Source organism: Streptomyces sp. BK79 (assembly GCF_044142145.1).
Lineage (GTDB): Bacteria > Actinomycetota > Actinomycetes > Streptomycetales > Streptomycetaceae > Streptomyces.
On sequence record NZ_JBHVOC010000018.1, the window covers coordinates 131,042 to 146,156 of the forward strand.

The following is a 15,115-nucleotide window of genomic DNA, read 5'->3' on the forward strand; positions in this document are numbered from 1 at the left end:
GTCAGGTGCGGAGATGAACACCGAGCTCCTTCCTCGCGAGATGATTGCGGCGGCACGCTATCGCATGAGTAACCACGGGCTGCCCGGAGCGGCTCAACTGCACCTGAGGTCCGGTAGAACGGTTGCGCTGAGCGGCCGGGAATATGCGCAGTGGCTGGGGCGGCAGCGTGCCGTTCGAGAACTCGATGACGAGGCGCAGGTCTGGCTGAACGTTTGCTGGTCCGCCAGTGCCACGGACAGGAAATTGCCTCCTTCAATCGGGCAAGCGGCACCATCCGAGTATCTTTTTGTCGCAGATCCACTCGATCCGGTGCTGCCCGCGCTCGGCCAGGAAGTCGCCAACGCGGTCAAACGCATCGTGTGGGGAGGTACCAGGCCGACGGGGTTCGATTTCAACACTGTCGACGGAAACGTTCTGACACCACTCACACATATCGCGGCGGCGGACGGTACCCGAGGCCGACTGGTCAAGTTCAAGCCGGAACCGTCGGCTGACCAGCTGGGGGCTCTGGCGGTCGCGGCGGGTCTGTGGCCGGCGGGCACCACCGTGCCCGCCGGGGTGGGCGCGACGGCGCTGCGACTGGCGAGAGCACTGCGTGCGGTATTCGGGGTGGAAGTGGAGGACGATGCCCATTTGCCCGACGGTACGTACGCTCGGCGGCTCCGCGGCGTGGGGGCTCTGGAACGAATGCGGGCCAACGATCCCGAACTGAGCCGGCTGACTCCGTTCACACTGGATCTGCTCGCTCACACGGCCCGCGCGCATTCAGGGCTGCACCCGACCGCAGAACCGGAGGCCGAGCACTATCGCTCTGTTCTGCGTCATGCGGCGAAGGTGGTGAACCAGAGCGAACGCCCTGCTCTGTTGGCGACTTGGCCGATTCCTTGGATCGATGAAAGTCTGAACGCTTTCGCCGACGCGGGCAAACGGGCGGAACGGGTCCGTGAAGTACTGGGCCTTGCGCCTACAGCGTCGCTGGAGAGCAGGGACTTCACACATGCGTTCTGGAGCTCTGTCAAGGCGACGGCCCATATGCGGAGGTTCGGGGTGGCGGAACACAAGTCACTTGCGGCCGGCGCTCTGCACCTGACTGTTCCCCCGACCGAAGCACATGTGAAGCAGTGGCGTCTCCTGCTTGCGGCGTCCGCCGCCGCGGGCCGGGACATCACCGATCCGGTGGCGGTAGGTGTTCACGACTTGGTGCGCAGAGGCGCCCTGTCCAGGGCGACCATGCTCCCGGTGGCCGGTTCACGGGCACTCAACGTCCGCAACTGGACGCGCGCCAGGCTGCAGCAGTTCAACGATGCGCAGTTCCAGGAACTCGCACGGAATTCCAAGGGAGCGCTGTACGTCGCGGGCGTGAAGAAGGCGCCGTGGGCGGCCGACGCGCAGTACACCGCCCCCTACGTGGTCCTGGCGGAGCCGCACCCGACCGGTGTCCAGATCAACCTTCCGGGTGATGTCGCACTGGTCGTCTCCCGCAAGGAACTGGCGGAACTGGTGCGCCTTGACCACATGCATCTCCAGCTGCCTCCCACGGCTCCGGTGGTTCTGGGTATCTCAGGGGCCGGTTCCTGGGGCGGCGGCCTGATGAGTGACATCGCGAACGGGACCGGTCGCGATGTCGTGGCCAACCGCGCGGCATTGGCCTTCGCAGGCGCCCCCAGCACGCTCTCCCAGGTCCCCACGGACAGGCCGGCCGACTGGGTCTGGCACAGGGGACCTCTCGCATCCGATCTGGCCGCACCACAGAGTTCCCGCGCCCGGCGGGCCTTCTCGGGTGGGCCCGGGACCTCGGAGCAGGCAGAGGTGCATCGGGCGCACGCGCCGTCGACGCTGATCACGTCGGACGATGGCTGGCCGCGGGGGCGGAACTGGTCGGCCGAGCGCATCGACACGCTGGTCGGGGACAAGACATATGTCCACCGGGTGGCGAGGGGACGGACTCCGCACGAGGAGAGCGCGGCTCCCTGGCCGAGTGATGCCTGGGTGGTGGTCGCGGACGGCAGCGACAGTCATGTGTCACTGCCCCGGGCGGACGGCCGGCTGGTTCCGGTCCCGGTGAGTGACGCCGCGGCGTGGGTGGTCAATGACCCCGAGCTCGCCGAGTATCCGTCTTCGGTACCGGTGGTGCTGGTGGTACCGGGGGTGGGAGCACAGGACCAGGTGTGGCAGCGTTCGATCGCGGACGCCACGGGCCGTACCGTGTGGTCCACCTACGGTGAGGCCCGGGTACGGCGGCTGCGGAACAGACATGTCATCACCCTGGTCGACAGGGCACCGGCAGGTGCCGTGCCCAGGCAACAGCCGGTGGTGGGCGCGTGGTTCGCCACTGTCCCCGCGGCACCGGGCGCACCTCTGGCACAGCCGGGCGGATCGTTCAGGACTGTGAGCAACGTCGTGGTCGACGACGCCGAGGTGTGGGTTCGCCCCGCGGTCGGCGTCTCGAACGAGGTGCACGGCGCTCTCAGCATGCGAGACGACCATGCGCGTCTTGAACTGCCGTCTGGGGAGCTGCCCAAGGACATCAGGGTACTGACGCACCTGCGCATGCCGGCCGAGACCAAGACGGGAACGACGGAACTGCCACCGGAGATGGTGGCGTCGGTGAAGTATCGGATGACCAATCACGGGCTGCCCGGCCACACCGCCCTTCGCCTGAACTCCGGTGCCGAGGTGCGTCTCAGTGGCCGGGAGTTCGCCGGATGGCTGAGCAGACGACGCGGCATCCAGGATCTCGGCAGTCGTGATCACATCTGGCTGAGCGTGTGCTGGAGTGCTACCGCGACGGATACGCCCCCATGGGAGCTGTCACAAGCATCGGCGGTTCCGCACGTCGCGGACCCTCTCGATCCGGTGTTCCCCGCCGTCGGCCAGGAGACCGCGAACCTGACTCGACGTACCACCTGGGCACACACCAGGGCGACAGGTTTGCGGTTCACCCCTGGCCAGGCGGACGTCGAGCAAGTCGATTACACGGAACCGAACGGCACGCGTGGCCGAGTGGTCATGTTCAAACCGGAGCCCCTGCCCGAGCAGTTGGCCGACCTGGCGGTCCGAGCAGGTCTGTGGCGAGAACCGGGACCGGTGCCGTCCAGGACGACTGCGACAGCGTTGCGGCTGGTACGGGCTCTGCGCGCGGTCTTCGGGCCGGAGGTGGAACAAGACGCTTACCACCCGCAGGGCGCCTACAACGCGCACGGTGTCCACGGCGGACTGCTCAGGGGTGTGGCAGCGCTCGAACAGCTGCGGGCGAATGACACCCTGCTGCACAAGGTGACCCCCTTCACACTGGATCTCTGGGCGTTCGTCGCCCGTGCGCACGCCGGACTGGCACCGGCCGCCGAGCCGACCCGCGCCCAGTACGCGGCGGCCCTGGAGCACGCGATGCGAGCCGTGCACCAGCCGGGCGCCACGGTGCTCTCGACGTGGTCACTCCCCCTGCTCGCCGGTCACGCTCCCGGATTCGATCCTGACAGCGACCGGTTCACGGCCAACGTCCGGCAGATCGTCGGCGGTCGTCCGTCGGCCCCCCCGCACCGCAGGGACGTGGCACACGCCTTCTGGAGCCTGGTCAAGGCCAGGGCGCAGCTGGAGAGCCTGCCCCCGCAACGACGTGGCGCGCTGCTGTACGCGCTGCACCTGCCCCAGGTTCCCACCGCGCAGGAAGCGCCCGCCCTCGCGGGGAGCCTGGCGGTGCTGATGGCTCAGGCCGCGGCAGCGGGCCGCGACCTCACCGACACCATGCAGGTGTTCGCGTATGACCTGGTGCGGCGAGGCGCCCTGGACGACGGACAGACCCTGACAGGGGTCACCGGCACACCGAACCAGCGCACCGTACGGAACTGGACGGACATCGACGTACGAGAAGTCGACCCCGACCAACTGCTCACTTCGGCATCCGACGGCCCTTCGGCGAGCGCCGTCCTCTCGGAAGCTCCCTGGGCGGCCGGACACACGCGGACCACTCCCTACCTGGTGCTGGCCGAGCCGGGCCCGCGAGGCATCAGGCTGCGCCTTCGCGACGGATTCACCGCGTGGGCTCTCCCGCAGGAACTGGCTGAACTGGTGCGCCGGGATCTCGTGCAACTCCGTCTTCCTCGCACGTCCCCGGTGGTGCTCGGCATCTCCGGAGCGGGCGCCGGTCCCCGACTGCTGCCGGCTGCCCTGGCACAGTCCACCGGACGGCTCGTTTTCGCCTACACCGGCCCGCTCGAACTGCGGCGGACGGGCAGCAGTCACACCATCGCCACGCTGCCGACCGGCCGACCGGAGAGCTGGCTGCGGTTCGGCCCCACTCCTCCTGCCGCGCCGAGTGGTTCCGCGCCGAACGTCACCTCTCAGCCGCTGGTGTTGTCCGGCGCCGCAAGCGCCGAGGACTCATCGGAGGTACGTCATCCGGCGTACGCACCGGAAACACTGATCAGGTCCGGCAACGGCCGCTTCACCGGCCGGAGTTGGAACGGAAGTCACATCGGCTCATTGGTGGTGGACAGGACCCGTGTCCGCCGGGCGGCGGGGGGCCGATCCGGACGTGAGGAAAGTGCGGCTCCCTGGCCGAGTGATGCCTGGGTGGTGGTCGCGGACGGCAACAGCGGACATGTGATGCTGCCTGGGGCGGACGGCCGGCTGGTCTCCGTTCCGGTGGGTGAGGCCGCGGCGTGGGTGGTCAACGATCCCGAGCTCGCCGAGTATCCGTCGTCGGTACCGGTGGTGCTGGTGGTGCCGGGGGTGGGAGCCCAGGACCGGGTGTGGCCGCGTTCGATCGCGGACGCGACGGGGCGGACCGTGTGGTCCACCTACGGTGAGGCGCGGGTGGACCCGCAGCCGAGTGGGCATGTCATAACCCTGGTCGACCGGGCGTCCGAAGGCGTACATCAGTCCGAGCGGCCCGTAGTGGGTAAGTGGTTCGCCACCGAGCCCGCTGCGGCTGGTGTGTCCCGGACGCAAGCGGGCGGGTCGTTCACAACCACTCACAACGCGGTGGTCGATGACGCCGACGTGATGGTTCGCCCCGCGGTCAGCGCGTCGCACAGGGCGCACGGCAGTGTGAGCCAGGACGACGACAACGCGCTTCTCGAAGCCGTGAATACGGCTGAGCCCGGTGACGTGCGCGTGAGGGCCTGGCGTTCCAGCCTTCCCCTGGCAGGGGCCAGGGCATTGCCGTCGGAGATGGTGGCGTCGGTGAAGTACCAGATGAACAACCACGGACTGCCCGGCCACGCCTTGCTGCGTCTGAAGTCCGGTACCGACGTGGTGCTGAACGGCCGGGAGTACGGCGGATGGCTGAGCAGACGGCGCAGCATCCGAGAGCTGGCACCTGACGATCACATCTGGTTGAGTGTCTGCTGGGCTGGCGCTGCGACGGATCAGCTTCGCGGGACGTCGTCCTCCCCTCTCTTCCCGGGGTCTCCTCCGTCCCACGTGGCGGATCCGCTTGATCCCGTCTTCCCGGCCGTCGCTCAGGAGACGGCGAACCGCACACGGCGTACCGCCTGGGCGAATACCAGGCCAGTGGGTTATTTCCTCGACGAAGAGAGCTCTACGGCACAGCGTACGGTCACTCTGGAGTCGAACGGCAGGAGCGGACGAACGGTCATGTTCATCCCCGAGCCGATGCCGGCTCAGCTGGCGGAGATGGCGGTCCCGGCGGGTGTGTGGCAGGGGTCAGGGCCGATGCCCTCCGAGGTGAGGTCGACAGTGCTGCGGCTGGTGCGCGCTCTGCGCGCGGTCTTCGGACCGCAGGTGGAGCGGGACGCGTACGACCACGGTGGCGCCTACGATCCGCGGAGCGTCCACGGGCGGCTGCTGGCGGGTGCGGGAGCGCTGGAGCGGCTGCGGGCGAACGACGCCCTCCTGCGGGAAGTGACCCCGTTCACGCTGGATCTGTGGGCGTCCGTGGCCCGGGCGCATGCCCGGCTGGCACCCAGCGTCGAACCGAGTACCGCGCAGTACGAGGCGGCCCTTCATGCCGCGAAGAACGCTGCCGCCTTCCCGGACGCCACCGTTCTCACGGCGTGGCCGCTTCCCACCCTTGCCGCATGCGCTCCCCAGTTCATACCCGAGCAGGGCCAGACCCGGTCCGACCTCACCCCCGTCGTGCGCAGATACATCGGCGGAGACCTGTCGGAGCCGGTGCGCCGCAGAGACGTCACGCACGCCTTCTGGAGCCTGGTCAAGGCAAGGTCGTACCTGGAGAGCCTGCCGTTCCCGCAACGCATACGGGCGCTGGTCGTGCTGCACCTGCCCGAGGCGCCTGACCTGAATGACACGAGGAAGCTCGCCGAGGTGTCGAAGCGTCTGCTGCTGCTGACGGCCAGGGCCGCCGCGTCGGGCCGCGACATCACCAAGGCCGTGGAACTGGCCGCGTACGACCTGGAGATCCGAGGCGCCTTGAGCGAGCAGACCCTGGCGAAGGTCACTGGCGCGTCAGGTCAGGGCACCGTCCGTAACTGGACAGCAGCCGGCGTTCAGGCCATGGAAAGCGAGCGACTGCACATACTTGCCCCGGCTGCCGACGGTTCGCACGAAAGCGGGAGTTTCACGGAATCACCGTGGGCGGCGAGAGGCGGCTGGGGCACTCCCTACGTGGTGCTGGCGGAGGCCCGTCAGGATGCCGCCGTGGTGCTGCACCTCCCCGACGGAACAGCGCAATCGGTCAATCACCTGGAAATGGCCGAACTCGTGCGCCGGGACATCGTCCAACTCGGGCTACCCACCACGTCCCCGGTGGTGCTGGGCATCTCTGGTGCCGGGGCGGGAGCCGGCAAGCTGCCGATCGCCGTGATGCAGTCGACGGGTCGCCCTGTCTTCGCCTACACGGGCCTGGTGGAACCGATGCCCACGGGCACGGGCCACATACTCGCCATCCGGCCGACCGGCCGACCGGAGAACTGGGTCACGGCCCGCCCCACGAATTCTGCCGCACCGAGCGCTTCCGCCCCGGGCACCGTCCCACCGAGCATCGCCACGCAGTCACCCACCTCACCCACCTTCGCGTCCGGCAGGGCACCGCTCCCGGCGCAGAGCGGAGCCGGTCTTCCGCGCCCCGTGGTGACGGGTGACGGGAAGGACCTCGCCATCGCGTTGGCCGACGCGTTGCGCAGCCGCCCGTCGCGGCGGCCGGATGACGTACCCGGTGACGTCCCGTGGCTGACCGCCGTCGACACCACGGACGCGGACGCGGTGGCCGCGGGCTTCGACTCCTGGCTGATCGGACAGCTCACCGATGACAGCAACGGCGACGGAGCACAAGCGGTGAGCGGGCTTCTCCCGGCCGATGACGGGACTGTCGTCACGGAGAACGACCTGCGCGACGCGGGTATCGTTCTGGACCCCGGCCGGCAGATGCGGCTCGCGCTGTCGGGCAGCGCGATGACCCCCGCGGACCTCGGCCTGAGCCCTGTGCAACAGCTCCGCCTGCTCCTCCACGGACCTCGGACACCCGAAGCGACCTATGCCAGGGCGCTGCTGGCGGCCCGGCAGCTGGGCATCCGCCTCGTCCTGACCGAAGAGGACGGAGCAGAGGGAGCGCACGCAGCAGACGGAACGGAACACGGCTTCGGTGATGTGGAGGCACCCGTGATCCGGCTGTGGTCCGACGGCTGGCATCGCCCGTTCCTCTCCGCGCGAGGAGAGTGAGCGTGACGGGCACGGCGACCACCGTCGAGCACACGGTGGGTCACCGACAAAGAGACAGACAGGTCCACCGCACGAGTGCGGCACCGGAAACACCCCGAGGAGAAGGCGCAGCATGCCGGAGAACGGAACGCCCCCGGAGACGGAAGACATCGCGGCGGAAGAGACCGCGGAGGGAGCGGCGTACGACAGTGTGCCCATGGAGAACTTCATAGGGCCGCTCCCCATGCCCGTGCCGCCCGTCCAGGTGGTCGAAGCGGCGCGGATGGCGCCCGACCACTACATCGGCTTCTACGACTCCACCTGGTCGGGCGAGGGACAACCGCCCGACTGGACGTCGAGTGGTCAGTGGCGCACCGACGAGAACGGCATCATCGTGGACTGGGAGGAGAACGAGGACTACCGTCCGTCGCCGCGAGCCCTGGGCTGGCTGGAGCCGATCGGGGCGATCGACGCGGCCGTGCAGCTCGCGGCCACCGGGTACGGCCCGGCGGAAGCGGTGCTGGAGGCGTTCCGGGACGCGGAGCTGGCCGTGTACCTGGAGCCCGGGGGAGAGCTGTCCATCAGCGTCGTCTCCGAAGAGGGCGGGCGGGCCGTGGCGGTCACCAGCGCCGAGACCGAGCACGACAAGGAGCAGGTCGGAGAGTACGAGGTGGTCGCCGTTCCGGAGCTCCTCGAACGTATTCCGAAGGACTGCGACCTGCTCTTCCTCAGCCCTTCGTCGCCGGTGTCCATGGTGGTGGAGTCGGCCGACCTGCGGCAGACCCTTCCCGCGGAGGGAACGGAGGAGCAGGCGCACGGGGAGCCGGACGTGACTGACTGACAGCGGAGGAGGGACACCGGGCACTGCTCGGCCTGTCCGGCGGCACGATGCCGGCCGGGAACACCGGCACGGCTCGGTGACACCACCCCGGACGACGACGGCGGCGGCGCGCGGCGACGACAGGACCGCCGCCTCATGGGAGGCGGCGGTCGGACTCGCGTCGCTCGGGAGATTTCCGGCTATGCCGGGTCCCCGCAGTTGTTCAGCCAGGCCGAGACCGCGCCCGTGTCGGAGACCGTCAGGTAGTCGTCCCGGTAGTCGTCGGCGTTCATGTCGGCGAACCGGACGTGGGCGCCGTCGACACCGACGCCGGAGGCGATCTGGCCGCGTTCGATCCAGCCCGGCGTGTCGCCGCTGTCGCCGCCGTTGTTGAGCCAGGCGCGCACCGCGCCCTCCTCGTCCACGACGAGGTAGTCGTCGCGGCCGTCGCCGTTGGCGTCGGCGAACTCGACCTGCGACGAGGGCGCCCCGACGCCGGAGGCGATCCGGCCGCGTTCGATCCAGCCGGCCGTGCCGCCGGTGTCCCCGCCGTTGTTCAGCCAGGCCAGCACCGATCCGTCCTCCTGGAGGACCAGGTAGTCGTCCTTGGCGTCGCCGTCGATGTCGGCGAAGACGATGGGCAGTTGCCCCGATCCGACGCCGGAGGCGATCTGGCCGCGTTCGATCCAGCCCGGCGTGTCGCCGCTGTCGCCGCCGTTGTTCAGCCAGGCGCGCACCGCGCCGCCGTCCGTGACGACGAGGTAGTCGTCCCGGCCGTCCCCGTTGACGTCGGCGAACTGGACCTCGGCGGGGTTGGCGCCGACGCCGGAGGCGATCTGGCCGCGTTCGATCCAGCCCGCCGTGCCGTCGCTGTCGCCGCCGTTGTTGAGCCAGGCGCGCACCGCGCCCTCCTCGTCCAGGACGAGGTAGTCGTCGCGGCCGTCGCCGTTGATGTCGGCGAACCGGATCTGCGCTGCGGTCGCCCCGACCCCCGAGGCGATCTGGCCCTGCGGCAGCCAGCCGCCCGGCACCGTGCAGCCGGTGCCCCCGGTCGGCGGCTGCGGGGCGCCCACCCAGCCCGCGAGCACCGCGCGCCGGATCTCACCGTGGAAGACATCGGCCATCTTGCCGTAGCCGGTGTCGTTGGGGTGCAGTCCGTCCGAGAGGTCGGCGGTCGTCAGCGCGCTCATGTCCGCCACCAGGACGTGCTTGCCCGCGTTCCGCCGGTTCTCGACGACCTCGGCGAGTTTCTCGTTGTACGTGTCCATCCGGGCCCGCACGGCCGTGTTGGACGCCGGACCGACGGTCGCGACCACCACGGTGACGCCGGGGAGCTTGTCGAGGATCCGGTCGATCAGGGAGCCGAGCCGGTCGGGCGCGGTCTCCGGCTCGGACGGCAGGTTCATGTCGTTGGTGCCGATGTCCAGGGTCACCACGTTGGGGCGGTAGCTGGACAGCACGGTGTCCGTGATCCCGGCTATCTGGTCGATGACCCAGCCGGGGTGCCCTTCGTTGTCGGTGTCGGCCAGACTGCCGGAGTTCTGGGTGCCGACGAAATCGACGGTGTGCCCGGAGCCCTTCAGGGCGTCGTACAGCGCGGCCCGGTAACTGGAGCTGGTCGAACTGCCGGTGCCGTACGTGATCGAGTCGCCCAGCGGCAGCACCCGCAGGTCGGTCGCCGGAACACTGGCCGGTGCCACCCCGCTCTCCGACTCGATCCAGCCGGCGATCGGAGCGGTCTTGAGGGCGTCGCTGTACGTGCTCTCGTCGCCACCGGTGACGATGCCGTGGATGGTGCCCTGCCAGTAGACCCCGGCGCCCGAGTCACCCAGGGCCGACAGCCCCAGTCCGACGCTGGAGAGGATCATCGCGGTGTCGCCCGGGCCGACCTCGGGGATGTGGGTGTCGTTGTCGCTCACCCGCGCGGTCGCCACCCGCAGCAGCCGGGACTCGGTGGGTGCCCCGGGGGTGGTGGAGGTCGGTCCCCAGCCCCGGAAGGACACGTTCTCGTTGACCGGCGGTACGTCGGTGGAGTACTTGACCACCTGGTCGGCGCGGCCCGCACTGGTCAGTTCCAGTAGCGCCGCGTCCTGGTCCGCGTGGCGCCGGATGCTCGCGACGTCGTGTCGCGTCCCGGCGCGCAGGGTGCGACTGCCGGCCATGATGTAGACGCCGGCCTCGTCGAGTTCGTCGTCGTTCTCGTCGATCAGACAGTGTCTGGCGGTGAGCACCCACCGGGTGTCGATGAGGGTGCCCACGCACGAGTAGCCGAACGATCCGTCGTCCGGGTCGCGGGTGAAGATCTGCACCTCACCGTCGAGGTGCGCGGACAGGGCGCCGCCGATGATGGCGTGCGCCGGTAGCGCGGTGCCCACCGCCAGCCCCAGTGTGCCCGCCAGAGCGAGGAGCAGGGCGATCAAGCGCTGTCTCAAGGTGACTCCCGTCAGTAGCGTGGAGACGTCCGTGGTCGGGTCGTCCCGGCCCGAACGGCGGTTGGTGTCCACCGTGCCGCGGTCGCCACCTCGTACGCTGACAGCCCCCTCTTGCTCAAAAACAGACCCGTCCCCGGCCCAATCCCTGCTCACCCGTCCTGCGGGCGGTGCGATTGCACCGGGCAGCGGACGGGGGCGTTCCGCGCTTGAGCACTACGGTCGAAACCACCTCGGACTGGCGGAACCAGACACCGGCTACCGGACCGGACACTCAGTAATTCGTTGGTTCAGGTTCCCTATTGCCCTTAGGGTCGTCCGTGTTCGCGCGACAACTCAACGAGTTGTCGCTGGTCCGGCGTGATCAAGGAGGTGCGACCGATGGCTGTCGTCGCGACGGGCGTTGCCCGCATCCGGAAGTTCGTCAAGTCCACCTCTGTGGCCGCCGGCTGACCTCACTCCTTCTTCCGCGCCCGTGCGCGGTGCCGGGGCCACCCTTGTGAAGGGTCACCCCTTGTCTTCCTCATCTCTCCTGAGCCCGTCCACCCCGCATCCGCTCCAGCCGTACGGCTGGGACGCGGGCTGGGAGGCCGAGTTCGCTCCGTATGCCGAGCAGGGATTCGTGCCCGGCCGTGTCGTTCGGGTCGACCGTGGGCTCTGCGATGTTGTCACCCTGGCCGGCACTGTCCGTGCTGACACTGAGTTCGTCGTTCCCCGCGACCCGATGAAGGTCGTGTGCACGGGGGACTGGGTCGCCGTCGATCCCGAGGGCGGTCATCCGCGGTACGCCCGCACGATCCTCCCTCGCCGGACGGCCTTCGTACGGTCGACGTCGTCCAAGCGTTCCGAAGGCCAGGTGCTGGCCACTAACATCGATCACGTCGTCATCTGTGTGTCGCTCGCGGTCGAGCTCGACCTCGGGCGGATCGAACGGTTCCTGGCGCTGGCCATGTCCAGTTCGAGCGGTGAGGCCCTGCTGCATAGGTCGGCACTCTCCTGGGAATCCGGGGCGCAGCCCCTGGTCGTCCTCACCAAGGCCGACCTCGTGCCCGACCCGGCGACCCTCGGCCACCTCGTCCAGGACGTGGAGACCAGCGCGCCCGGCGTGCCGGTGCTGCCCGTCAGCGCCGCGCTCGGGGAGGGGCTCGACGTCCTCGCCGCCGTCGTCGCCGGCGGTACGGCGGTGTTGCTGGGGCAGTCCGGCGCCGGCAAGTCCACCCTCGCCAACGCCCTGCTCGGCGCGGACGTCATGGACGTCCAGGCCATCCGGGACGTCGACGGCAAGGGCCGGCACACCACCACCACCCGCAACCTCCTCGCCATGCCCGGCGGGGGAGTGCTGATCGACACCCCCGGGCTGCGGGGCGTCGGGCTCTGGGACGCGAGCACCGGGGTCGGCCAGGTGTTCGCCGAGATCGAGGAACTGGGCCGCGACTGCCGGTTCCACGACTGCGCCCACGAGAGCGAGCCGGGCTGCGCCGTGCTCGCCGCCATCGACACCGGGGAGCTGCCCGAGCGGCGGCTGGAGAGCTACCGCAAGCTCATGCGGGAGAACCAGCGCATCGTCGCCAAGACCGACGCCCGGGCGCGCGCCGAGCTCCGCAAGGAGTTCAAGCGCCGGGGCGCCGTCGGCAAGGCGGCGATGGAGGCCAAGCGGGGGCGCCTGCGGTAGCCCTCGCGGTGCGGGCTTCGTCACGGCCCGACGTGATGTCCGATTTCCGCCGGACCGGTCCGCCGGTCCGGCGGAGACTGGACCCTGTGACCGAGACCCTGACCGCGACCGCGGTGCGCGAGGACAGCAGGTACGAGGCCGTGCGCAGCCGGGACGCCCGCTTCGACGGCGTGTTCTTCTTCGCCGTCGAGACGACCGGCATCTACTGCCGGCCCAGCTGCCCCGCCGTCACGCCCAAGCGGCACAACGTGCGGTTCTTCCCGACGGCCGCCGCCGCGCAGGGCTCGGGCTTCCGGGCCTGCCGGCGGTGCCGCCCCGACGCCGTACCGGGCTCGGCCGACTGGAACGTCCGCGCCGACGTCGTCGGCCGGGCCATGCGGCTGATCGGTGACGGCGTCGTCGACCGCGAGGGCGTCACCGGGCTCGCCGGCCGCCTCGGCTACAGCGCCCGCCAGGTGCAGCGGCAGCTCACCGCGGAACTCGGCGCCGGGCCCGTGGCCCTGGCCCGCGCCCAGCGGGCGCACACCGCCCGCGTCCTGCTCCAGACCACCGGCCTGCCCGTCACCGAGATCGCGTTCGCCTCGGGATTCGCCAGCGTGCGGCAGTTCAACGACACGATCCGGGCCGTGTACGCCGCCACCCCCAGCGCCCTGCGCGCCGCCGCCCCCGCCCGCGACCGGGCGGCCACCCGGCACGCGGCCACCCCGTCCGCCGGCATCCCGCTGCGGCTCGCCCACCGTGGCCCCTACCTGGCCGGCCCCGTCTTCGACCTGCTCCAGCGGGAGGCCGTCACGGGAGTCGAGGAGGTGACCGGGCCCCCGGGCCGCCGCCTCTACCGGCGCACCCTGCGCCTGCCGTACGGCACCGGGATCGTCGCCGTCCACGAACGGACCGGCCGGGCGGGCAGCGGCGGCGGCTGGCTCGACGCCCGCCTCCACCTCACCGACCTCCGCGACCTGACCACCGCCGTGCAACGGCTGCGCCGCCTGTTCGACCTGGACGCCGACCCGTACGCCGTCGACGAGCGGCTCGGCGCCGACCCCCGGCTCGCCCCGCTGGTCGCCGCCCGCCCCGGGCTGCGCTCACCGGGCACCGCCGACCCCGAGGAACTCGCCGTACGGGCCCTGACCGGACGGGCCGGGGCGGAGCGGCTGGTCCAGCGGTACGGGAAGACGCTGGACGCGCCCTGCGGCGCCCTCACCCACCTCTTCCCCGAACCGGCCGCCCTCGCCGGCGCCGCACCGGACGGCCCCCTGGGCGCGCTCGCCGCCGCTCTCGCCGACGGAGCGGTCCGCCTCGACCCGGGCGCCGACCGGGACGACGCCGAGCGCGCGCTGCTCGCCGTGCCCGGCGTGGACGCGGCGACGGCCGCCGCCGTCCGCACCCGCGCCCTCGGCGACCCGGACGTCGCCCCGCCCGGGCGCGCCGTGCCCGACACCTGGCGCCCCTGGCGCTCGTACGCCCTGAACCACCTGCGCGCAGCAGGAGAGTGGGAGAACGACCGATGACCGCGACCACCCCGACGACGACCACGATCACGACCGCCGCGACGGCCACGACCGCCTCCACCTACTGGACCGAGGTGGACAGCCCCGTGGGGCGGCTGCTCCTCACCGCCGGACCGGACGGGGCGCTCACCTCCCTGTCCGTGCCCGGGCAGAAGGGCGGCCGGAGCGTCCAGGACGGCTGGCGGCACGACGCCGGGCCCTTCCGGGCGGCCGGGGAGCAGCTCGCCGCCTACTTCGCCGGGGAGCTGACGGAGTTCCGGCTGCCACTGCGCGCCGAGGGCACCGCCTTCCGGGAGCGCGTGTGGGCCGCCCTGGACGACGTCCCGTACGGGGCGACCACGACGTACGGCGAGATCGCCGCGCGCGTCGGCGCCTCCCGGCCCGCGGTACGCGCCGTCGGCGGGGCGATCGGCGCCAACCCGCTGCTGATCCTGCGCCCCTGCCACCGGGTGATCGGCGCCGACGGTTCCCTGACGGGGTACGCGGGCGGCCTCGACCGCAAGACGCGCCTGCTCGCCCTGGAGGGCGCCCGGATCAGCCCGCCAGCACGGCCCCGAGCCACGCCCCGGTGATCAGCAGGCAGGCGAACAGCTCGGTCAGCACACGGGAGCCGCCCGAGCGCATCGCCGTCCGCAGCGACGTCATCGCCTCGCCGTGCCCGCCCAGCCGCAGCCGCTCGGCGAGGTAGATGCCGCCCATGAAGCCGGGGATCGCGCCGAGCACCGGCACCAGGACGAAGCCGAGGAAGGCGCCCGCGCCCGCGTACGCCGTGAGCCGGCGGGTGGCCTCGTCCGTACGCGGGGGCCGCGGCGGCAGCGCCCAGCGCACCGCCAGGGACAGCAGCAGGACGACGGTGGCGCCGACGAGCACGGCCCACGCGAGCGGCCGCGGATCCTCCAGCGCCCACCACAGGACACCGGCCCACACCAGCCAGGATCCGGGCATGCCGGGGAACAGTACGCCGCACAGCCCGAGGAGGATGACCAGGCCGGACAGCAGGAGGTTCCACGCTCCCATCTGTCCAGGGTGCAGGAGACGGGCGCGGTCCGCAGATGCCGGGCGGGC

7 protein-coding genes (1 of these 7 only partly in view) are annotated in these 15,115 nt (G+C 70.9%); 5 read left to right on the forward strand and 2 right to left on the reverse strand.

Features of this window, described 5'->3' with window-relative positions:
- Together ACFIF2_RS23110 and ACFIF2_RS23115 are read left to right on the forward strand one after the other, a co-directional pair.
- Positions 1 to 7,642, forward strand: the final stretch of a protein-coding gene (locus ACFIF2_RS23110; RefSeq protein WP_395575112.1) for a lonely Cys domain-containing protein. 20,255 nt of this gene lie to the left of the window's left edge; only the last 7,642 of its 27,897 coding nucleotides appear in the window; its start codon lies off the left edge, out of view; it ends in the stop codon at positions 7,640 to 7,642.
- 112 nt (positions 7,643 to 7,754) lie between these two features.
- The gene (locus ACFIF2_RS23115; RefSeq protein ID WP_395575113.1) at positions 7,755 to 8,462 is read left to right on the forward strand and encodes a type VII secretion system-associated protein; all 708 of its coding nucleotides are present in this window, start codon (positions 7,755 to 7,757) and stop codon (positions 8,460 to 8,462) included.
- 179 nt (positions 8,463 to 8,641) lie between these two features.
- On the opposite strand, the gene ACFIF2_RS23120 is transcribed toward ACFIF2_RS23115, so the two are convergent.
- Complete coding sequence (locus tag ACFIF2_RS23120) at positions 8,642 to 10,873, reverse strand: FG-GAP-like repeat-containing protein (RefSeq protein WP_395575114.1); 2,232 nt, start codon at positions 10,871 to 10,873, stop codon at positions 8,642 to 8,644.
- 511 nt (positions 10,874 to 11,384) lie between these two features.
- On the opposite strand from ACFIF2_RS23120, the gene rsgA reads away from it, so the two are divergent.
- Genes rsgA through ACFIF2_RS23135 form a run of 3 tightly spaced genes read left to right on the forward strand, consistent with a single transcriptional unit; the run spans position 11,385 to position 14,622 of the window.
- Positions 11,385 to 12,542 (forward strand): ribosome small subunit-dependent GTPase A, encoded by a 1,158-nt coding sequence (gene rsgA, locus ACFIF2_RS23125; protein WP_395575115.1) that lies wholly within the window; start codon positions 11,385 to 11,387, stop codon positions 12,540 to 12,542.
- Between the two features lie 35 nt (positions 12,543 to 12,577).
- Entirely contained in the window at positions 12,578 to 14,050 is a 1,473-nt protein-coding gene (locus ACFIF2_RS23130; RefSeq protein WP_395575116.1) for an AlkA N-terminal domain-containing protein, read from the forward strand.
- Positions 14,047 to 14,622 carry a methylated-DNA--[protein]-cysteine S-methyltransferase gene (locus tag ACFIF2_RS23135; RefSeq protein ID WP_395575117.1) on the forward strand — a complete coding sequence of 192 codons (576 nt, stop codon included), beginning with the start codon at positions 14,047 to 14,049 and terminating at the stop codon, positions 14,620 to 14,622. The genes ACFIF2_RS23130 and ACFIF2_RS23135 overlap by 4 nt, the downstream gene beginning before the upstream one ends.
- Here ACFIF2_RS23135 and ACFIF2_RS23140 read toward each other — a convergent pair.
- Positions 14,585 to 15,067, reverse strand: a complete 483-nt coding sequence (locus ACFIF2_RS23140) for a DUF456 domain-containing protein (protein WP_395575118.1) — start codon at positions 15,065 to 15,067, stop codon at positions 14,585 to 14,587. The two genes, ACFIF2_RS23135 and ACFIF2_RS23140, sit on opposite strands and share 38 nt — an antisense overlap.
- Positions 15,068 to 15,115: the final 48 nt, after the last annotated feature.

What these genes read in the sequence shown, in the direction of transcription:
- ACFIF2_RS23115 (WP_395575113.1), top strand. Translation starts at nt 7,755, where the DNA reads ATGCCGGAGAACGGAACGCCCCCGGAGACGGAAGACATCGCGGCGGAA.
- ACFIF2_RS23130 (WP_395575116.1), top strand. Translation starts at nt 12,578, where the DNA reads ATGTCCGATTTCCGCCGGACCGGTCCGCCGGTCCGGCGGAGACTGGAC.
- ACFIF2_RS23135 (WP_395575117.1), top strand. Translation starts at nt 14,047, where the DNA reads ATGACCGCGACCACCCCGACGACGACCACGATCACGACCGCCGCGACG.
- ACFIF2_RS23140 (WP_395575118.1), bottom strand. Translation starts at nt 15,067, where the DNA reads ATGGGAGCGTGGAACCTCCTGCTGTCCGGCCTGGTCATCCTCCTCGGG.